General features: G+C 65.0%; 17 protein-coding genes. 3 read left to right on the top strand and 14 right to left on the bottom strand.

Going from position 1 to position 19,607, the window contains the following annotated elements:
* Positions 1-274 precede the first annotated feature (274 nt).
* Entirely contained in the window at positions 275-1,183 is a 909-nt protein-coding gene (locus OK351_RS14665; RefSeq protein ID WP_265160392.1) for an NAD(P)H-dependent flavin oxidoreductase, read from the top strand.
* Here OK351_RS14665 and panC read toward each other — a convergent pair.
* The 13 genes from panC to OK351_RS14600 form a co-directional block, all read right to left on the bottom strand.
* Positions 1,180-2,046, bottom strand: coding sequence for a pantoate--beta-alanine ligase (gene panC, locus OK351_RS14660; RefSeq protein WP_265160390.1), 867 nt, complete (start codon positions 2,044-2,046; stop codon positions 1,180-1,182). The two genes, OK351_RS14665 and panC, sit on opposite strands and share 4 nt — an antisense overlap.
* A 4-nt stretch (positions 2,047-2,050) precedes the next feature.
* On the bottom strand, positions 2,051-2,917 hold the full coding sequence (locus tag OK351_RS14655) for a Rossmann-like and DUF2520 domain-containing protein (protein ID WP_265160387.1): 867 nt from the start codon (positions 2,915-2,917) through the stop codon (positions 2,051-2,053).
* Positions 2,918-2,920: 3 nt separating this feature from the next.
* Positions 2,921-4,318: a PH domain-containing protein gene (locus tag OK351_RS14650; RefSeq protein ID WP_265160384.1), complete on the bottom strand. Its 1,398-nt coding sequence runs from the start codon at positions 4,316-4,318 to the stop codon at positions 2,921-2,923.
* Positions 4,315-4,800, bottom strand: coding sequence for a PH domain-containing protein (locus OK351_RS14645; RefSeq protein ID WP_265160381.1), 486 nt, complete (start codon positions 4,798-4,800; stop codon positions 4,315-4,317). Before OK351_RS14645 ends, OK351_RS14650 begins: the two co-directional genes overlap by 4 nt.
* Entirely contained in the window at positions 4,787-5,263 is a 477-nt protein-coding gene (locus OK351_RS14640; RefSeq protein WP_265160379.1) for a DUF3180 domain-containing protein, read from the bottom strand. Before OK351_RS14640 ends, OK351_RS14645 begins: the two co-directional genes overlap by 14 nt.
* Positions 5,260-6,099: a 2-amino-4-hydroxy-6-hydroxymethyldihydropteridine diphosphokinase gene (folK, locus tag OK351_RS14635; RefSeq protein ID WP_265160376.1), complete on the bottom strand. Its 840-nt coding sequence runs from the start codon at positions 6,097-6,099 to the stop codon at positions 5,260-5,262. The genes OK351_RS14640 and folK overlap by 4 nt, the downstream gene beginning before the upstream one ends.
* On the bottom strand, positions 6,086-6,988 hold the full coding sequence (folP, locus tag OK351_RS14630; protein WP_265160373.1) for a dihydropteroate synthase: 903 nt from the start codon (positions 6,986-6,988) through the stop codon (positions 6,086-6,088). Before folP ends, folK begins: the two co-directional genes overlap by 14 nt.
* 4 nt (positions 6,989-6,992) lie before the next feature.
* Positions 6,993-7,577 (bottom strand): GTP cyclohydrolase I FolE, encoded by a 585-nt coding sequence (gene folE, locus OK351_RS14625; RefSeq protein WP_265160370.1) that lies wholly within the window; start codon positions 7,575-7,577, stop codon positions 6,993-6,995.
* Positions 7,578-7,713: 136 nt separating this feature from the next.
* Entirely contained in the window at positions 7,714-9,642 is a 1,929-nt protein-coding gene (gene ftsH, locus OK351_RS14620; protein ID WP_265160368.1) for an ATP-dependent zinc metalloprotease FtsH, read from the bottom strand.
* Positions 9,643-9,750: 108 nt separating this feature from the next.
* Positions 9,751-10,302, bottom strand: a complete 552-nt coding sequence (hpt, locus tag OK351_RS14615) for a hypoxanthine phosphoribosyltransferase (protein WP_265160365.1) — start codon at positions 10,300-10,302, stop codon at positions 9,751-9,753.
* A 64-nt stretch (positions 10,303-10,366) separates the two neighbouring features.
* Positions 10,367-11,317, bottom strand: coding sequence for a tRNA lysidine(34) synthetase TilS (gene tilS / locus OK351_RS14610; RefSeq protein ID WP_265160362.1), 951 nt, complete (start codon positions 11,315-11,317; stop codon positions 10,367-10,369).
* Entirely contained in the window at positions 11,314-12,237 is a 924-nt protein-coding gene (locus OK351_RS14605; protein WP_265160359.1) for a zinc-dependent metalloprotease, read from the bottom strand. The genes tilS and OK351_RS14605 overlap by 4 nt, the downstream gene beginning before the upstream one ends.
* Positions 12,238-12,255: 18 nt before the next feature.
* Positions 12,256-13,671, bottom strand: a complete 1,416-nt coding sequence (locus tag OK351_RS14600) for a D-alanyl-D-alanine carboxypeptidase/D-alanyl-D-alanine-endopeptidase (protein WP_265160357.1) — start codon at positions 13,669-13,671, stop codon at positions 12,256-12,258.
* A gap of 98 nt (positions 13,672-13,769) precedes the next feature.
* Here OK351_RS14600 and OK351_RS14595 point away from each other — a divergent pair, with 98 nt between their 5' ends.
* Positions 13,770-14,249, top strand: a complete 480-nt coding sequence (locus tag OK351_RS14595; protein ID WP_265160355.1) for an inorganic diphosphatase — start codon at positions 13,770-13,772, stop codon at positions 14,247-14,249.
* A 170-nt stretch (positions 14,250-14,419) separates the two neighbouring features.
* Here OK351_RS14595 and OK351_RS14590 read toward each other — a convergent pair whose 3' ends face one another.
* Positions 14,420-15,157, bottom strand: coding sequence for a hypothetical protein (locus OK351_RS14590; protein ID WP_265160353.1), 738 nt, complete (start codon positions 15,155-15,157; stop codon positions 14,420-14,422).
* A 450-nt stretch (positions 15,158-15,607) separates the two neighbouring features.
* Between OK351_RS14590 and OK351_RS14585 the strand changes: the two genes are divergently transcribed.
* Entirely contained in the window at positions 15,608-19,585 is a 3,978-nt protein-coding gene (locus OK351_RS14585) for a Pls/PosA family non-ribosomal peptide synthetase (protein ID WP_265160351.1), read from the top strand.
* The last annotated feature ends 22 nt before the right edge of the window (positions 19,586-19,607 follow it).

Raw genomic sequence — 19,607 nt, 5'->3', positions numbered from 1 at the left:
AACTTTCCAACCCTACCACACCGTGAACCCGAATCAAATTCGATCCGAACCCTTGGTGACCTGCAAGGAAAGAGGTCTTGGCTACCAGGTGAACATCCCGCTTCCGCGGCGTGTTCCTCCCTGGCAACAAAGAAAAACTATACGCAGGTTCCGGCCCGCACGCAAATCGAATAGCCGTGTTCTGCGTTACATCATTGGCTGGCTGGAATATGGTGTTTTCATGAGTGATTTACGGACCCTTCTTGGTTGCCAATTACCGATATTCAATGCCTCAATGGCCGGTGCGGCCGGAGGGCTTCTGGCTGCCGCCGTGTCGCGGGCTGGCGGGGTGGGCATGATCGGTGTTCCCTCCAGTCCTGCCGAGCAGTGGATCGACCAGCAGCTGGAAGAGGTGAAGAGCCTATCCACGCCGTGGGGCGTCGGTTTCATGGGTTGGGCCGTCGAGGATAATCCTGAACCGGTCGAGGCGTTCCTGTCGCACGGGCCTGCGGTGGTGGCCATCAGCTTCGGTGATCCCACCCGTGCCGCTGCCCTGGCCCGCGAAGCCGGCGCCTTGACCGCTATGCAGGTGGGCAACACGGCTGATCTTCGCCGGGCGTTGCAGGACGACATTGATCTGGTGGTCTGCCGGGGAGCCGAAGGCGGTGGGCATGGACGCAACGAGGCGGGCACACTGCCGCTATTGCAATTGGCTGTTTCCAGCACCCGCAAACCGGTCATTGCCGCTGGTGGTATCGGAACCGCCCATGGTGTAGCGGCCGCACTGGCCGGCGGGGCCCAAGCCGTCTGGGTCGGCACCCGGTTTGTCACCGCCAGCGAAGCCACCGGGCATCGGAATATCAAGGTCGCGATCAACGCCGCAGGACTGGATGACACCGTTTACACCCGGGCCTTCGATATCGCGCAGCAAATTCCCTGGGCACCGGAATTCGGGGGCCGGGCGCTGGCCAACGATTTCTCGGACCAGTGGGCACACCGGATCGAAGAACTGGAGTCGGTCGCGGACGAGGCCCTGAGGCAGCGAATGGTGCGGGCACGCACCGAAGCCGATGTGCAGATGGCCCCGTTCTATGCCGGCCAGGCGGTGGCCTTCAGCCATGAGGAACAAAGTGCCGCGCAGATCATGGAAGATCTGGCCGGCTACCGGGCCATCCTCGCGGACGCCGCCCGCCGATTCGCCTAGATCGGCTGGTTGTCGATCAAGCGCACGCCGCCAACGACTGCCGCCACAAGGATCAAGCCCTCTCCCGTGAACGGGGTGTCCTGGCAGTTGAATGCCAATTCCTGCAGGGTGTCGGGGTCGACGACCACGAAGTAGTCCAGCTCGACATCGGGCTCCATCTGGAATAAACCGACGGCATCGTCCAGGTGTAGCGGCTCATTTCGCGCTGCCCGCCCGGCAATCAATTCGATGGCCCGGTGAATCACCAGCGCCGAGGCCTGCTGCTCATCGCTGAGCAATGCATTGCGACTGGATAGCGCCAGCCCGTTCTCGGTGCGGACGATGGGCACCGCCCGGATCTGGACCGGATAGTCCAGATCCGCGACCATTCGGCGGATCAGCATCAGCTGCTGGGCGTCCTTTTGCCCGAAATAGGCGCGGTAGTCCCCGCGGCCCGGGTCGGCCAGGTGCAGGAGCTTGGAGACCACGGCCAGCATTCCATCGAAGTGCCCAGGACGCGACGCCCCTTCGTAGAGGGACCCCAGCTCACCGGTATCGAGTCTGATCAGCGGCTTGCCCGCATGGTAGATCTCCTCGGGTTCCGGGGCAAAGACCAGATCGACTCCGGCTGCCCGGGCTACCTCGAGATCCGCTTGCAAAGTTCGCGGATAACGCCGGTAGTCTTCGACATCGTTAAATTGCAGCTCATTGACGAAGACCGAGATGACTACCAGCTCGTTCTCGGCCCTCGCCTGGGCGAAGAGCTGGCCATGACCGGAGTGCAGCGCCCCCATTGTGGGTACGAACCCCAGGGAGGCGGGATTCGCCTCACGGATGGCGGATTTCAGATCGGCACGGGTGGTGATGACTTTCGGGGTTTTCACACCCCTATTCTAGGATGTCCAGCAGTTCATCCAGTGTGCCCTGCGAGATCAATCCCTGGGCCCTGGCGCGCAAGGCCGTGGCCCGTGAGAGCGTGCGGTAGCTGTCTGCGGTTTCCTGCGGGTCGTCTTCCAGGGATTCCAGATGGGCGCGCAGGGTTCCGGCATCGCCCCGGGCCACCGGGCCGGTCAACAGGCTGGCTCCGGAGCGCAGGGCGTTATCCAGACTGGCGCTCATCAGTGCGCGCAAGGTCGCCCCGGGATCCTTGACCCCGATGCGGTGAAGCAAGTCCATGGATTGCGCCGTGATCGTGTTCAGATGGTTGGCCCCGTGGGCCAAGGCCGCATGGTAGCTGGTGCGGTCGGCTTCGGCGATGGTCACCGGTTCACCGCGCATCTCCACCACCAATGCCTGGGCCACCGGAAGCATTGCTTCATCGGCGGTGACCGCGAAGACGCAATCGGTCAGCCGATCCAGGTCCAGACTCATCCCGGTGAAGGTCATCGCGGGGTGGATCGCCAACGGGAAGGCCCCGGCACGGCGGATCGGTTCCAGGATTCCGGTGCCATAGCGTCCTGCGGTATGCGCCACCAGCTGCCCGGTCACAAAATGTCCCGACGCGGCCAATCCGGCCACCAGTTCACCGAGCACGTCATCGGGTACCGCAAAGAGCACCAGTTCACTGCGGCGCAGGATTTCGTCGGGGGCCAGGATCTCCACCCCGGGAAGCATTGTTTCGGCACGTTCGCGGGAGGCCGCGGACACCGCATGCACCCCGGTAATCCGGTGCCCTGCGGTAGCCAGCGCGGCACCGAGCACGGCACCGACCTTTCCGGCGGAAATAATGCCGATACCTAATCGTGGAGCGTCCACGTCCTACCTTTCGGCCGCTCGACGGGCCTGGGTTCGGAAGAGCTCCCCGGCCCGGTCATGGTCAAGTTGATGGGCATAGCCCAGAATGCTGCCGCCGGCCGAGTGCACGCGCACCCCGGCCAACGCCCGGCGGCGTTCCAACGGCCCCTGATGCCAGCTGACCCCCTGGATACGCCGGTACGGGATGAATGAGGCCACACGCGCCAGCCACCCGTAGCGGGTGATGAGCACGGAGTCCGTCTCCAGGAATCCCTGGTGTTTCCAGGCGCCGGGGGAAAACGCCTTGGCCCGCTGTGACGACGACGTGAATCCGTGCTGGGTACCGGTGGTGACCGCCGTGTACAGCACCTCGCGTTGGGCCGGCACACCCAGGTCGGGCAACAGGATACCCATCACCTGGCACACCGATTCGAAGTTGCCCACCGGCATGACCAGGGTTTCGGAATCCGATTCGTCACCCAGCCCCAGGGCATTGACCTCGATCCGGTACCAGCCCAGGGCCCTCCACAGCATCGGCGCACTGATCTTGATCGCCTGCACCCGGCCGGAGGGTATGGACTGTTGGCGGGTGTCGGTCAACCCCCGGCTGATGCGCAACCCGGTGTCGGTATTGGAGGCAGTGAAATTCCAGGAGTTGTTCAGTTCCTTGTAGAACCAGCCGCCGAAGCCCAACAACGCGGGGATCACGCCGGCCAGCGCTCCGGCGTTGCCCAGCACCACCATGATCCCGAAGAACAGGGCGAACAGCACCCCGAGGATCGTCGGCACCCGCAGCATCAGCGAACCGAGCAACCGGCCGGCCGGCACCTTGGAGACAATCAGCTGCCCGCTGGCACCCGCGACCGCTTCCGGGTGCCGTGCAGGCTCCTCCTCGGGCAGCGTGTCCTGCTCCGGCTCCTGCGCCAGCACTTCCGCTGGCGGCTGCGCGGTGCCGGTGCGTGCGATCTGGGCCAGTGTCAGGATCTCACCACGCAGTTGATGGGCCCGCTCCTTTTTCAGGAACGCCAGGCGCATCACCGAAGAGGAGCCATCGGCCACATCAAAACGCAGTTCGGCCAGGCCCAGCAGCCGGGCCAGTAGCGGTTGGGCGATATCGATGGCCTGCACCCGTTCGATCCTGGCCTGCTTCTGGCTGCGGAAAAGCATGCCGGCGTTGACGTAGACGTGCGTGTCGGTCAGGCGATAACGGGTGAAGTACCAGGACAACGCGTAGAACACGAGGATCACCAGCAGCGCGCCGACACCGATGGCCGCGGTCCACCCCAGCCGGGGACCGGCAAAGCGTTCGGACCAGGACAACTCATCGGTGCTGGTCCAGTACACCCAGATCAGGCCCACAATGGCCAGCCATCCGTGGACGAACGGACTGGCCGGGTGGACCCGCTGCCAGTTTTCGGTCATAGCCCGATCATCTTCTCTTCACCGGCGGCGGCCAGCCGTTCACGCAGGTCCGTACCGGTCTGCGCAGGCAACCCGGGGATCACCGCGGTCGCTGCGCCGGCAGCGGTATTCACCGTCAACTTGCACAGTTGATAGCGTCGTTCCAGCGGGCCGGAGGTCATTTCCACATACTGCAACCTGCCGTACGGGATCACCACCTGCTTGCGGAACATCACCCCGGAGCGGACCACCAGGTCCTCCTCGCGTTCGGCATAACCCAACGCACGCACCCGGCGGCGGATCAGGAACAGCACCCACAGCGCGATGAGGATCACCGTCAGGGGCGGGAGGATGACCAGCCACAGCGGCACGTCGAGGGTGAAGAGCTTCAGCGCCAGCGGAACCAGCGCGATCAGCAGGTAGATGGCGGTATTAATGAGCCAGGAAATCAGCCTGACCTTGTAGTAGGACGGGTCAACGCCGGTGAATTCAGTCTGTTGCATAGCCTTGGGCTCCGTCGGTGTTCTCATCGGTGTCTTCGGGTGGCAGCTTGCACAGGTACTGGACGATGAATCCGATGATCACCATGAGCCCCCCGGCGCACGCCAGTACGATAGCCCGGGTGGCGGTCGGGCTCGGACCGGTGGCGGCCAGCAAGGCGGACATCAGGCTCAGGTGCCAGCCGCAGATCACGGCGCCGGCGTAGGCGCCGGCCTGGGCCAGCACCAGGATACGGGCCGCGGCGATCGGTTCCACCCGGTGCTTTGTACGTCCGGAGGTGAATCTCTTGACCCTGATCCCCAACGCGAGGGTGATCACCGAGACCGCGCCCATGGAGAACAGCGCGCTGTAGTCCAGGACCGGTGCCATGAGTCCGCGACCGCTCATCACGAGCATCAGCACATAGCCGATGACCGCACCGGCCACGGTGCACAGGGCCAGGGGTAGGAATCGCAGGGCGGTCATAGTCGCGTGATGTCCGGGGTGTCTGCGGCTTCTTCGGCCAGCCGGGAGACCAGCTGGCCGTCGAGTACCGCATCCGGGTCCATCCAGCTCCATGGGGCCAGCACGAAGCCGCGGGTGCGGGCCCGCGGATGCGGCAAGGAAAGCCGTTCATCCTCGATCACCCGGTTGCCGAAGGTGATCAGGTCCAGGTCCAGGGTGCGGGCACCCCAGCGCACCTCTCGGGTGCGGTGGTGGTTGTTCTCGATGCGCTGGCACAGGTCAAGCAGCGCATGCGGGTCCAGGGTGGTGTGCACCTCCAGCACCTGGTTCAGGAAGTCCGGTTGGTCCGCCGGTCCGCCCACGGGCTTGGTTCGCGCCACCGGCGAGGTGCGCAGCAATTCCACTTCGGGGGCCTCGGCGATCTCGGACACCGCAGTGGCCAGGATCTGCCCGGAGTCGCCCAGGTTCGACCCCAGGGCGATGACCGCGCGGTGCTGCCGTTGGCTGCGGGTGATGCCGATCGTGACATCGTCGAAGGGCACCGGAATCGGGGCCTGCGGCTTGTGCACGGTGACATCGACCGTGGCCACGCTGGGGTAGCTGGCCAGGATCGCCTCGGCAATCCTGCTGGCGAGCTTCTCGATCAGATCCCAGGGCCCGTCCTGGATCTGGGCGACCACCAGCTCGCTGACCGCCCCGTAGTCCACGGTGTCGGCCACATTGTCGCTGTAGGCCGCCCGGGTGATGTCCGTGTGCAGCACCACGTCGACGGTGAACGGCTGCCCGTCGCGCTTCTCGTGGTCGAAGACCCCGTGGAAACCTGTGGCGGTGATGCCGTGGATGCTAATGCGATCCATGCGCCTTCACTACCTCGATGGCATCCCGGCTGCCCTGCACGTCGTGTACACGCACAGCCCACACCCCGTTCGAGGCGGCCAGTGTGGTGGTTGCTGCGGTGGCCGCATCACGGGTTGCAGCCGGGCGGGGTTTGCCCGAATCGGTGAGCAGTTCGCCCAGGAAGCGCTTGCGGCTGGTGCCGATCAGCACCTTGTGGCCCAGTGCTTCCAGCGCGTGGGTGTTGGCCAGCAGCGCCCAGTTGTGTTCGGCGTCCTTGGCGAAGCCCAGCCCCGGATCGATGATCAGCTGTTCGGGTTTGACACCCTTGGCCACGAACTCGTCACGCAGCTGGCGCAGTTCCTGGAGCACCTCGGCCAGCACATCGGTGTAGTTGGCCTCGGTGACCATGGTCTGCGCGGTGCCGCGGCGGTGCATCAGCACGTAGGGCACCCCGGTTTCGGCAATCAGCTCGGGCATGCCCGCTTCGTAGGTCAGTCCGGAGACGTCGTTGATGATGTGGGCACCGGCCTCGATGGCCGCACGTGCGGTGTCCACATGCATGGTGTCCACCGAGACAACCGCGCCGCCCTTGACCAGGGCGCGAACGACCGGAAGGATCCGTTCCTGCTCCAGTGCCGGGTCCACATCGAGTGCGCCGGGGCGGGTGGATTCGCCGCCCACATCGATGATGTCGGCACCGGAGTACAACAGCTTCAGCCCGTGGTCGATCGCGGCCCCGGAATCCAGGTACTTGCCGCCGTCGGAGAAGGAATCCTCGGTGATGTTCAGGATTCCCATGACCAGGGTGCGATCGGTGGGAAGGTCCGCGAAGGTCTTTGGCTTAATCTTGCGGATGACGCTTAGCGGGCTGGTGGCCGGGCCGGTGCCCGGGATGGCTCCTAGAGACATTTCACTACTTTCCTAAGATCAGGCTCATCGCTTCGGCGCGAGTAGCGGTTTCACGTAACTGGCCGCGCACCGCACTGGTGACGGTTTTCGCTCCGGGTTTCTGCACTCCGCGCATGGACATGCACATGTGCTCGCATTGCACGACCACGATCGCCCCGGCAGGATTCAGGTGCTCAACCAGCGCATCGACGATCTGGGTGGTCAGCCGTTCCTGGACCTGTGGGCGCCGGGCGAAGACCTCGACCAGCCGGGCCAGTTTGCTCAGCCCGGTGACCTTGCCGGATTTGCCGGGGATGTAGCCGATGTGGGCCGAACCGTGGAATGGGACCAGGTGGTGTTCGCAGGTGGAGTAGAAGGGGATGTCCTTGACCAGCACCATCTCGTCATGTTCGATGTCGAAGGTGGTACTCAAATGGTCTGCGGGGTCCTGCTTCAGCCCGCCAAAGAACTCGGAATAGGCCTTGGCGACCCGTTTGGGGGTGTCGGCCAGGCCGTCACGATCGGGGTCCTCCCCGATGGCCAGCAGGATTTCACGGACCGCCGCCGCAATTCGGGGCTGGTCGATTTCATTGGTCTCGGAACTACTCACGCTCTAGATCCTATCCGCTCGGCCTGTCCGGCCACGTATTGAAAGGTCACAACAGCATTGCGATCCGCCCGTTGCGCGTGGGCGGAAACGCGCAAACGGCCAGAAGCGCAGCTCCTGGCCGTAGGTGCGCGCTCCGTCAGTCGCTGGCCCGCGCGGCACGTTCCTTGGGGCTGAGGATCGGCCCCTGTTCATGGACCGGGCGGGCGTCGTTGGACAACCACACCTCACGCTTGTCGATCTTGACCAGGTCCGCGAAGATCTCCGCGATTTCCTTCTGGTTCAGCGTCTCGTGTTCCAGCAGGGCCAGGGCCAGGCGGTCCAGTACCGGACGGTTGTGGGTCAGCGCCCAGTAGGCGTCATCGTGCGCCTGCTCGATCAGCTTGCGCACCTCCTCGTCGACCAGGTGGGCCATTTCCTCGGAGTACTCGCGGCTGGAGGCCCCGCCGTAGGGACCCTCGCCGCCGCTGCCGGTCAAGCGCACCGCGCCGACCTTTTCGCTCATGCCGTATTCGGTGACCATCTTGCGGGCGGTCGCGGTGGCCTTCTCGATGTCGTTGCTGGCACCGGTGGAGGGGTCGTGGAAGACGATCTCCTCGGCGACGCGTCCGCCCATGGCGTAGGCCATCTGGTCCAGCAGCTCGTTGCGGGTTACCGAGTACTTGTCGGACTCGGGCACCACCATGGTGTAGCCCAGCGCGCGGCCGCGCGGCAGGATGGTGATCTTGGTGACCGGTGCGGTCTGGTTCATCGCCGCGGCCACCAGCGCATGGCCGCCCTCGTGGTAGGCGGTGACCTTGCGTTCGTGCTCGTCCATCAGCCGGGTGCGCTTCTGCGGGCCGGCCATGACACGGTCGATCGCCTCATCCAGCGCCCGGTCGTCGATCAGGTTCGCGTTGGAGCGCGCGGTGAGCAGGGCCGCTTCGTTCAGCACGTTGGCCAGGTCCGCGCCGGTGTAGCCCGGGGTCTTCTTGGCCACCGCGTTCAGGTCCACCGATTCGTCCACCGGCTTGCCCTTGACGTGGACCTTCAGGATCTGTTCGCGTCCCTTCAGATCCGGTGCCTCCACCGGGATCTGGCGGTCGAAACGTCCGGGGCGCAGCAGGGCCGGGTCCAGCACGTCGGGACGGTTGGTCGCGGCAATCAGGATCACGTTGGTGGTGGCGTCGAAGCCGTCCATTTCCACCAGCAGCTGGTTCAGCGTCTGCTCGCGCTCGTCGTTGCCCCCGCCAATGCCGGCACCACGGTGGCGGCCGACCGCGTCGATCTCGTCGACGAAGATGATGGCCGGGGAGTTGTTCTTGGCCTGTTCGAAGAGGTCTCGCACACGCGAGGCGCCCACGCCGACGAACATCTCGACGAAATCCGAACCGGAAATCGAGTAGAAGGGCACCTGGGCCTCGCCGGCCACGGCCTTGGCCAGCAGGGTCTTGCCGGTCCCGGGAGGGCCGTAGAGCAGCACACCCTTGGGGATCTTTGCGCCCACGGCCTGGAACTTGGCCGGTTCCTGCAGGAATTCCTTGATTTCGTGCAGTTCCTCCACCGCCTCCTCGGCGCCGGCAACGTCCTTGAAGGTCACCTGGGGCATGTCCTTGGTGATCAGCTTGGCCTTGGACTTGCCGAACTGCATGACCTTGGAGCCGCCGCCCTGGGAACGGGCGAGGATGAACCAGAACAGGCCGGCAATCAGCAGGAACGGGATGATGATGCCCAGCATCGACAGGAACCAGTTGTTTTGCACCGGCTGGTCGGTGAATTTGTTCAGCTGCGCGGCGTTCATCGCATCGATGACCTGCTCGCTGCGGGCCACCGAGTAGTAGAACGAGATGTTCTTGCCCTTGTCGACACCCTCGACATTCAGCGAGTCCTGCAGCAACAGGTCCACGCGCTGGTCGCCGTCGAAGATCTTGGCCTCGGTGACGTTGCCCGAGCGCAACTGGTTCAGCCCCACCGAGGTGTCCACCTGTGAACTGTTCTGCCCGAAGAGCATGGGCAGGAACAGCAGCATCGCGGTGACACCGACCAGGACCCAAATGATCCAGCTGTTAAATATTTTCTTGGTTTTCATCGATCCGGAGGTTCCCGTTCCTCCGCATCCCCCTCACGCAATCAATCGACGTCCGGGTTACGCCTGTCTATCGATGGTTATCAACGCACAAGGCGTCGAAAAGGTTCCCTAGGAGTAGATGTGCGGGGCCAGGGTGCCGATGCAGTCCAGGTTCCGGTACTTTTCCGCGTAGTCCAGACCGTAGCCGACCACGAACTCGTTGGGGATTTCCATACCCACGTACTTCACGTCGATCTTGACCTTGGCGGCCTCCGGCTTGCGCAGCAGGGTGCAGATCTCCACGCTGGCCGGGCCACGGGATTCCAGGTTGCCCTTCAACCAGGACAGGGTCAGTCCCGAGTCGATGATGTCCTCGACGATCAGCACGTGCTTGCCCATCAGGTCGGTATCCAGGTCCTTGAGGATCCGCACGACGCCGGAGGACTGGGTGCCCGAACCGTAGGAGGACACCGCCATCCAGTCCATGGTCACATGGGATTCCAGTGCGCGGGAGAGATCCGCCATGACCATGACCGCGCCCTTGAGTACGCCCACCACGAGGATGTCGCGACCTGCGTAGTCCTTGTCAATCTGCGCAGCCAGCTCTTCGATCCGTGCCTGGATTTCTTCCCTGGTGTACAGCACATTGGCCAGATCGGCCTTGATCGCATTTGAATCCACGTCGGATCTCCTGATTTTCGAGGGGTGGTACGTACCTAGATTGCCACAATCCGCGGCATTGTGTTTAGCCGGGTCGGGTGAAAACTATCACCGGACCCCGCCGGAAGGCGGCCACATGGCCTTCAAGCTGGATTGGTCCCGCGGATTTGCTCTTGGGATAACCCAGGCCGGCCAGCCGCATCAGCGCCTCGGTGCGCTCGCGCGTGGGGGTGGTGCCCCCGGCCGCGGCCGCGGCCAGCCGCAGCACCCGGGAGGACACGGCCAGGGGCAGTTCTCCCAGCTCAGCCAGCTCGAGGCTGCTGGAACCGCCCAGCTGGGCGTAGCATCGCTCAGCCCACTGGTCCAGGGCATCGGCATCCTGGGCGGCCAGCGTGGCGGTGGCGGCCAGGGCCTGGGGCAGGTGGGCCCCGAGCTCGGACTCCAGTAGCGGCAGGATGCGGTGTCGGATGCGATTGCGCCGGTAGCGCACATCGGTATTGCTGGGGTCCTGCCACCAGTCCAGACCGGCCTGGGTGCAGATCTGTTCCATGTCGCTGCGTTCCATGCCCAGCAACGGGCGCAGGTAAGGCCCGCGGCGGACCGGGATGCCGGCCACCGATCGGGTCCCGGAGCCACGCAATAACCCCAGCAGCACCTGCTCGGCCTGGTCGTTGAGGGTGTGGGCCAGCAGCACCGTCTGGGCGCCGCTGTCTTCCAAAGCGTGTTCGAAGGCCGCATAGCGGGCCCGGCGGGCGGCGGCCTCGTCGGGCCCGGTCTCCACGTGCCGCAGCAGTACCGGGTCCAGGCCCAGTGCCCGGCATTGCCCGGCAGCGGTGCGGGCGATGCCGTCGCTGCCCGGCTGCAACCCGTGGTCGACGATAATCGCCCCGGCACGCAGTTTCCCGGCACGCGCCAGTTCACCGGCGGCCACCGCCAGCGCGAGCGAGTCGGCGCCCCCGGATACCGCTACCAGCACGAACTGCCCGTGTGCCATCCGGTCAATGGCGGTGCGGGCCCGGGCCAGGGCGGTACTCATGCCATCCGGGCGACCCATTGCGCCGGGTTGTCCAGTTCCCCGGCGGTGGGGAAGTTCTCGCGTGCCTCGAAGATCCGGTTGAAGCCCTCGTACCCGATCTGCCCCACGATGTGACGGACGAACTTCTCCCCGCGCTCGTATTGCCGGGCCTTGGCGTCCATGCCCAGCAGCTTGCCGATCCAGGTGGCCAGCGCCCCCCGGTTCTGGCCGCGGGCGGCGAAGCGTTGCCTGATGGTCTTGATGGTGGCGATGTCGTGGACATCGTTCATCACCGCCATGGCGTGCCCCTCCAGCACGGACATGATGGCGGTGAGTTCACCCACCTCGCTGCGCAGGGCCTTCATCCGTTCCCCGATCTCGGCCATGGTGCGGGTCTTGCCGTTGGCTTCGGAGAAGATCGAGGCCAGGGATTCACGCATCACCCCGGGGATCCAGTGCGCCACCTCGAACTGCAACCGGTGGGTTTGCTCATGGGTGGCGATCCACAGGTAGAAGTCCTTGGCGTTCAGGTTCATCTCGCCGCGGATCTGGGTGATGGTCGGCGCATTGAGCAGCAACCGGGAACCCGAGTACGGGTCGAACTGGCCTAGCACCCGGGTGGCCAGGAAGGAGAGCACCGCACCGAGTTCGGCGCCTGCGATCACCGGCACGGTCGGTGGGGAGTGGGGCAGGTCCGGCATCATCGCGGCAAAGTTCTGGCTGACCGCCTTGGCCCACCCGGCACGGTCCACGACCAGCACCTCGGCCGGCCCGGAGGCCCGCAGGCCCGAGATCCGTTCGGCCTTGGCCAGTCCCAGGTCGGCCGCCTCGCGCAGGTCGGCGACGATCCGCGCCGCCTCGCCGGGGGACAGCCCCGGCCCGGCGGGGGTCAGTGCCTTGGCGGTGGTCAATGCCACGTCCCAGTCGATCCACTGGCTCATAAGTCTCTCCTGAAGTTCTTAGCGGCAGCCGCAGGCATGCAGGGTGCCGACCGCCTGGTCAATGGTTGGCCGGTGTGGGGCCAATTCCCCATCGGGGTTGAAGGAGAAGATGCTGAAGGCCACGGCCCGTCCCCCCGCGGTGACGGTCACCCCGCTGAGCGTGGCCACCCCCATCAGCGAACCGGTTTTGGCGCGGACCAGTCCCCGGTCGGCATCCTGGTCCAGCCGGCTGGCCATGGTACCGCTGTATCCGGAGATCGGCAGCGAATAGGCCAGCTCACGCAGCTCCGGTTTGCCGCTGGTGGCCGCAGCCGCCAGCAGGGTGGCCAGGTCCGCTGGCGGAACCCGGTTTCCCGAGGCCAGGCCGCTGGTGTCCAGCAGCTCAAGGTTCCCCGCACCGAATTTTTCGGCAACCGACTGGACCGCCACGGCGGCCTGCTCCGGTGGCAGCTGCCGGTTGATCGCCACCAGTCGCCCGATGGCCTCGGTCAGGTAGTTGTCCGAGACCAGCAGCATGTGCCTGATCTGATCGCGCAGCGGCGCCGAGCGTACCTGGGCCAGTTCCTCCCCGCCCTGGTAGGCACCGCGACCGCCTTCAACCACGGTAATACGCTGCTCTGGTGACTGGCTGGACGTCCCGCCAGCGGATCCTGATGGGACGGTCTGCTCGGCCAGGGCACGGCTGAACACCGTACGCACCTGGGCCGCTGCGTCATGTTCGTAGGTGGCACGCGGCGCTGCGGACACCCTGCCGGCATAGTGCGCGACCGGGTAGACCGGGGCGATGTTGTTGGTGGTGAACAGGGACTGTTCCCAGGCCGGATTAACCTGGGACTGCCCGAACAGGGAGTCGTCAAGCCAGACGCTGACCGTGTTGATACCGCGTTCCCGCAATTTCTCCGCGGTGAGTTCGGCCAGCGTTGCCAGCCCGGCGTATCCCACAGTGCCCTGCTCATCGGATGGCCCGTCACCCAGCAGCACGTCACCGCCACCACGCAGGACCAGGGTCTCCCCGTCCAGCAGCACGCTGGTGGCAAACCGGGCATCCCCGCCCAGGGTGTCCAACGCGGCCATCGCCGTGGCGATCTTCAGGCTGGATGCCGGGGTGCCCTGCTGCTGGCCGTTCTTTTCATAGAGCACCTTTCCGGTGTCGATGTCCAGCACCTGGGCGCTGAAGGAGGTACCGTCGCCTTGGGTGGCCAGGATGGCGTCGAGTTTCGCGGTCAGGATCGCGGTATCCGGCATGGGTGCATCCGCGTCCAGCCCGGTGACATCTGCCGGCTGCGGTTCGGGTAGCGAGGCACTGGCCGGGGTGAAAAAAGCCTCGGGTGAACCGGTGAAGAACCGGGGAGCACTGAGCATGGCGATGACCATGGCCACGGCGGCAACCAGCGCGGCCGTCAATGTCACCAGTCGTCGTGTGGACGCCTTCATGCGCGAGCGATTCCCTTCGGCGGTTTATCAACTGAGCGTCATTGGCATATACGCTTAGATCCGGATAACCCTAAGACTAGTTTAGGAGTGAGCTTTTAATGGGCCACGACGTAACCATCGAGATCCCCACCGGATCGCGTGTGAAGTACGAAATCGACCACGAAACCCACCGCCTGCGCCTGGATCGCGTGCTGTTCACCTCGATGCAGTACCCGACCCATTACGGTTACTTTGACGACACCCTGGGTGAGGACGGCGATCCGCTGGACGCCATGGTCTACATCCCGGGAGTCGATCTGATCCCCGGCGTGGTTGTCGAGGCCCGCCCCATCGGCGTGTTCAACATGACCGATGACGGTGGTGGAGATGCCAAGCTGCTGTGCGTGCCGACCGACAAGCGCTTCGACCACATCAAGGAGCTCGAGGATGTCGACCAGTGGCTGATCAAGGAGATCGAGCACTTCTTCACCCGCTACAAGGACCTGGAACCGGGCAAGTGGGTTAAGGCCGAGGGCTGGGAAGGCCGCGAGGCGGCCGAAGCCGAACTGACCCGTTCCATCGCACGCTTCAAGGGATAGGCTCCATCCTCCCGCTTGAAAGGCGGCAACTCCTCCAGGGAGTTGCCGCCTTTTGCTTTGGATCTGCCCGGCGTCCCGGGAGCAGGGTTGCTACTGCCGGATACCCAACAGCCGATAAACTTAATTTCCGCATAATTCTTACCCTGTCATTATTTGGGCAATAATGAGCATTAAATGGGATCTTGATTAACCTCCCTGAACAGCTCGGATTCAACCCCCATAATGATGCGGTCCCCCACCCTTGATGAACCCAGGAATTCATTGACGGTAGCCAGATCCGTGGAGATGCAACCCCAGGTTTCACTCATTCCCGCATGCAGGAATATCGCGAAAGTCCGACCATGTACCGCCTCCATGTCCGGCGGGCGGTTGTAGTTGATCACCGCGGCCTGCTCATAGTCGCCCTCCTGCATGTACCGCCACAGCGGCTCGTCGGGAAACCGGCCCTCGCCTTCGAAGTAGTGGTTGAAGTCCGGGCCGGGCCGCCCGCCCCAGTATGAGCTTTCCTTGAGCTGCCGGTAAGGGAGCGTGGTACCCGGGTTACTCCGCCCAAAGGCCTCGCTGACACTATAGGAGCCGGTGGGTGTCTGCAGGGAGTTGGTATAGACGGGGCCCGGGGCGGCGAAGCCCGCACTTCCGGCGAATCCCGGGGCCTGCCACTGCTGCGCATACCCCAGCGGCCCACGCAGGCAACTGGTGATCGTCACCCTGCTCTGCCCGTACCCGGAGGCCAGCACGAAGGTCAGGCGCGGCCCCGAACCCAGGGCGTATTCCGGCTTGAGCCGGTGCACCCTTTCGCACACTCCCGCCTCGCTGACGGCCAGATTCGGTGGCGGAACGGCCACCCCTGCGGTACCGGCAACCAGGCACGACAGCAGGACGCCAATCATCCGGTTGCGTACTCCCATATGCCCATCTTCGCAGATTTACCGTCGATATCGGACGGCGCGCTATGACCGGCACCGGGCATCCACGGCCGTTGACCAACGAGGAAATATTCGACATAAGTTCGTAACAATTCCAACCCGCCCCTCACTTGGAAGCAAAAAGATATTCGCGAAAATAAATGTCGAAAATGACGAATAGAAACCGAACCGAAAGTGAATAAAAGATGGCTCAATTGACCTTAGGGCAGGCATTGGTCATGATTTCCATAGACGACTCACAGATCCGGAAAGTCGGCGCGCGTTGGAGCGGGCCCCGGCTCGAGGAACACGACGCTCCCCTTTCACGGGGGCCGGTGGCAAGATCGGTGGGTCTCAAGGACTGGTGGCGGAGCCGCGGGTGAACACGATCGCTGGGGGCGATCCATCCGGAACCCGGCACAGGTCGAACAAGCAATTATTCTTGGGGGAAAATTGACTCATAGAGCTTATTCCGTGCTGCCCGAAGACCATTCGGGCAGCGCCGAAGCGGACGACATAGCCGGCGCCATCGCCGGCCTGCCGGAGGCGGATCCGATCCCGCCTCCGCAATTCGACAGTGGGCTGGCGCTGTTTCCCAGCACCACACCGGCACCGGCACGGACCCTGGTTGATGTCATCAGCACGACCATGGACATCTACCCGTCGGCGGCAGCCATCGATGACGGATCCAGCCTGCTGACCTACGAGCAGCTGCGCCAGCACGTCCAGGACCTGGCCAAACGGCTGTGGGCCATGGACGTCGGGGCCGGGGACCGGGTCGGGGTTCGTGTCCCGTCCGGCTCCAAGGACCTGTACATCGCCATCCTCGGCACCCTGTTCGCCGGGGCCGCCTACGTACCGGTTGATGCCGATGAGCCCGAGGAACGCGCCAGCACGGTGTGGGAGGAAGCCGGGGTCTGCGTGGTCATCGGCGAGAATCTCACGTTGACCCATCGTCACGGGGTGCGCACCCGCGGCAACAGCCCGGTCCCCTCACCCGATGACGATGCGTGGATCATCTTCACCTCCGGTTCCACCGGCAAACCCAAGGGTGTGGCGATCACGCACCGTTCCGCGGCGGCCTGGGCCGACGCCGAGGCCGAGATGTTCCTGCAACATGACCCGCTCACCCGCGGCGACCGGGTCATGGCCGGGCTGTCGGTGGCCTTTGACGCATCCTGCGAGGAAATGTGGTTGGCCTGGCGCCATGGGGCCTGCCTGGTTCCCGCGCCGCGCTCCATTGTGCGTTCCGGGGCGGATCTGGGCGACTGGCTGACCGAACGCAAGATCAGTGTGGTCTCCACGGTGCCCACCCTGGCCGCCATGTGGCCCGCCGAAACCCTGGAGAACATCCGGCTGCTGATCTTCGGCGGCGAGGCACTGCCACCGGAACTCGTCGAACGCCTGGCCGGCCCCACCCGCGAGGTGTGGAATACCTACGGGCCCACCGAGGCCACGGTGATCGCCTGCGGCGCGGCCGTGGACGGAAACGGGCCGGTGTCCATTGGTGTTCCGCTGCGCGGCTGGGACCTGGCCGTGGTCGATCCGGACGGGACTCCGGTCCCGTGGGGCGACGAAGGCGAACTGATCATCGGCGGTGTGGGCCTGGGCCGCTACCTGGATGCGGATAAGGATGCCGAGAAATACGCCCCGATGCCCACCCTGGGATGGGAACGCGCCTACCGCAGTGGGGATATCGTCCGTGCCGACCCCAACGGCCTGTTGTTCGTCGGCCGCGCCGACGAACAGGTCAAGTTGGGTGGGCGCCGCGTGGAACTCGGCGAAATCGACGAGACCCTGGCCGCCCTGCCCGGGGTGGCGCAGGCCGCCGCCGCGGTGCAGTCCACCCCGAGCGGCAACAAGGTGCTGGCCGGTTACCTGGTACCGGAATCCGGGTTGTCCCCCGATTTGGCGGACTACCGTACCCGGCTGGCCGAGGTGCTTCCGGCGCAGTTGGTCCCCGCCCTGGGGATCGTGGACGAGCTTCCGATAAAGACCTCGGGCAAGGTGGACCGCAAGGCGCTGCCTTGGCCGCTGCACTCCGGTGACGACACCGGAACCGGGCATACGCTGACCGGTACCGAGGGGTGGATCGCCGATATCTGGACCGATTTGCTCGGGCCGGTTCCGCTGGACGGGGACAGCGACTTCTTCGCCCTGGGCGGGGCCAGCGTGGCCGCCGCCCAGCTGGTGGGTATCCTGCGCACCCGGCACCCGGAGGTGTCGATCGCCGATGTCTACGCCCATCCGGCGCTCGGTTCACTGGCCGCGCACCTGGATGCCCAGGGCCTGAGTGAGGTCGAGGTCCGTGAGAACCGTCCCACCCCCTGGTGGACCGCGTTGTTCCAGGCGCCGGTCATCGGTGCCCTGTACTCCATCATCGGGTTGCGGTATGTCACCGGCATGGCGCTGGTGTGCTGGGTGCTGTTCAACTTCCTGGATGCCTTGTGGGTTCCGAACCCGCCACTGGTCCCGGTGCTTGTCGCCTGGGTGGTGCTTTATACGCTGCCCTTCCGACTGCTGTTTGCCGTCGTGGCAGCGCGCACCCTGCTGTACGGGGTGCAACCGGGTCGCTACCAGCGTGGTGGCAGTGTGCACTTGCGTTTGTGGGCCGTGGATCGGATCGTCACCTTCTGCAAGCTCGAACCGATCATGGGCACCCCGCTGGGCATCTGGTATGCCCGGGCACTGGGGAACAGGATTGGCCAGGATGTGCATCTGGATGCCATGCCACCGGTCACCGGGCTGGCCAGCATCGGCACGGATTCCTCGATCGAGTACGAGGTGGACCTGGCCGGGCATTGGCTGGACGGCGACGTCCTGGTCATCGACCGGATCCGTGTTGGCGAAGGGGTGCGCATCGGTACCCGCTCGACCGTGAGCGGCGGAGCCGTGGTGGAAAACGGTGTCGAGATCGAACCAGGCAGCTTCATCGATAGGACGGTGCCACGCGGTGAACGCTGGGCCGGTTCCCCGGTGGAGTACGTGGGACAGGCCGGGGACAACTGGCCCCAGCAGCATTTCCTGCCCGAACACCCCGAATCCCGCGGCCCGGTGCGTGGCCTGTACATGGTGTCGTTGGCCCTGTTGGGGCTCCTGCCCATGCTCTCGGTGCTGCCCGGCGGTTGGCTGATGTTCACTTTGGTGGACCGTACCGCGGAATTGGGCGAGGTGCTGTGGCAGCTTGCACTGCTGGCACCGGTGTTCATCGTCAGCACCGTGGTCTTCTTCCTGGGTTTGACCGCCCTCGCGGTGCGCTACCTGGCCCGGTTCCTGCGGCCCGGTTACCACAGCGCCCATGGGCGGGCCAGCTGGGCGGCCTGGCTGAGCAACCTGTTGCTGGCCAAGACGCTGATGTCGGTGTACCCGATCTACGCGAGCATCATCACCCCGTTGTGGATGCGGATGCTGGGTGCGAAGGTCGGAAAGCAGGCGGAGGTCTCCACACTGGAAACCATCCCCCACCTGACCGCACTGGGAGACCAGACCTTCATGGCCGACCACTCGCTGGCTTCCCATCCACGTGTCCGCGGCGGGTGGATCCACCTGGGTCCCACCCGGGTCGAGGAGAAGTCCTTCGTGGGCAACTCCGGCATCGTCGGACCGGATACGGATGTGCCCCGTGAGTCACTGATCGCGGTGCTCTCCTCGGCGCCGCGGGATATGCCCGAGCGCTCCAACTGGTTCGGTCGCCCGGCCATGGAGCTGCCCCGCCCGGTCGATGAGGCCGATTCCGGGCTGACCTACGATCCGCCACGCGCGCTGCTGGTGGCCCGTACGCTGGTGGAGATCTGCCGGATGCTGCCCATGCTGATCACCAGTTGGCTGGCACTGGCCACCGTCTGGGTGCTGGCCCAGGTGTTCCAGCAATCCGGGCTGGGCCTGACCCTGCTGCTCTCCGGTCCGATCCTATTGGCTTCGGCCACCACGGCCGCGCTGATCGCCCTGGTCGCCAAATGGGCTCTGGTTGGACGGTTCCGGGCTGAGGAGCATCCGCTGTGGACCTCCTTCATCTGGCGGAACGAACTGGCCGATGTCTTCAGCGAGTCGCTGGCGGTGGCCGGGGTTGTGCGGATGAGCCTGGGCACCCCGATGCTGAACTTCTGGTTCCGCTTGCTCGGTGCCCGGATCGGCCGACGGGTCTGGTGCGAGACCTGGTGGCTGCCCGAGCAGGACCTGGTCAGCATCGGCGACGGAGCCAGCGTCAACCGCGGCACCGTCTTGCAGACCCACCTGTTCCACGACCGCATCATGCGCATGGAACCGGTCACCGTGGGCGCGCACGCCACCCTGGCCCCCAACGGGGTCATCCTGCCCGGCAGCCGGATCAGCGACTCGGCCACCGTCGGCCCCTGCTCACTGGTCATGCGTTCCGAGGAAGTTCCGGAAAACGGACGGTGGCAAGGCAACCCCATCCGCAGCTGGTCCTGATTTCCCAGCCCTGATCCACTCA

Source organism: Glutamicibacter sp. MNS18 (assembly GCF_026107515.2).
GTDB lineage: Bacteria > Actinomycetota > Actinomycetes > Actinomycetales > Micrococcaceae > Glutamicibacter.
Note: the sequence above shows the minus strand (reverse complement) of the source record. Positions and strands in the feature narration are given on the sequence as shown.

Coding starts and splice junctions, on each gene's coding strand:
- OK351_RS14605 (WP_265160359.1), bottom strand. CDS start 12,237: ATGAGCCAGTGGATCGACTGGGACGTGGCATTGACCACCGCCAAGGCA.
- ftsH (WP_265160368.1), bottom strand. CDS start 9,642: ATGAAAACCAAGAAAATATTTAACAGCTGGATCATTTGGGTCCTGGTC.
- OK351_RS14600 (WP_265160357.1), bottom strand. CDS start 13,671: ATGAAGGCGTCCACACGACGACTGGTGACATTGACGGCCGCGCTGGTT.
- OK351_RS14590 (WP_265160353.1), bottom strand. CDS start 15,157: ATGGGAGTACGCAACCGGATGATTGGCGTCCTGCTGTCGTGCCTGGTT.
- OK351_RS14665 (WP_265160392.1), top strand. CDS start 275: ATGGCCGGTGCGGCCGGAGGGCTTCTGGCTGCCGCCGTGTCGCGGGCT.
- tilS (WP_265160362.1), bottom strand. CDS start 11,317: ATGAGTACCGCCCTGGCCCGGGCCCGCACCGCCATTGACCGGATGGCA.
- folP (WP_265160373.1), bottom strand. CDS start 6,988: ATGTCTCTAGGAGCCATCCCGGGCACCGGCCCGGCCACCAGCCCGCTA.
- folK (WP_265160376.1), bottom strand. CDS start 6,099: ATGGATCGCATTAGCATCCACGGCATCACCGCCACAGGTTTCCACGGG.
- OK351_RS14640 (WP_265160379.1), bottom strand. CDS start 5,263: ATGACCGCCCTGCGATTCCTACCCCTGGCCCTGTGCACCGTGGCCGGT.
- OK351_RS14595 (WP_265160355.1), top strand. CDS start 13,770: ATGGGCCACGACGTAACCATCGAGATCCCCACCGGATCGCGTGTGAAG.
- OK351_RS14645 (WP_265160381.1), bottom strand. CDS start 4,800: ATGCAACAGACTGAATTCACCGGCGTTGACCCGTCCTACTACAAGGTC.
- OK351_RS14650 (WP_265160384.1), bottom strand. CDS start 4,318: ATGACCGAAAACTGGCAGCGGGTCCACCCGGCCAGTCCGTTCGTCCAC.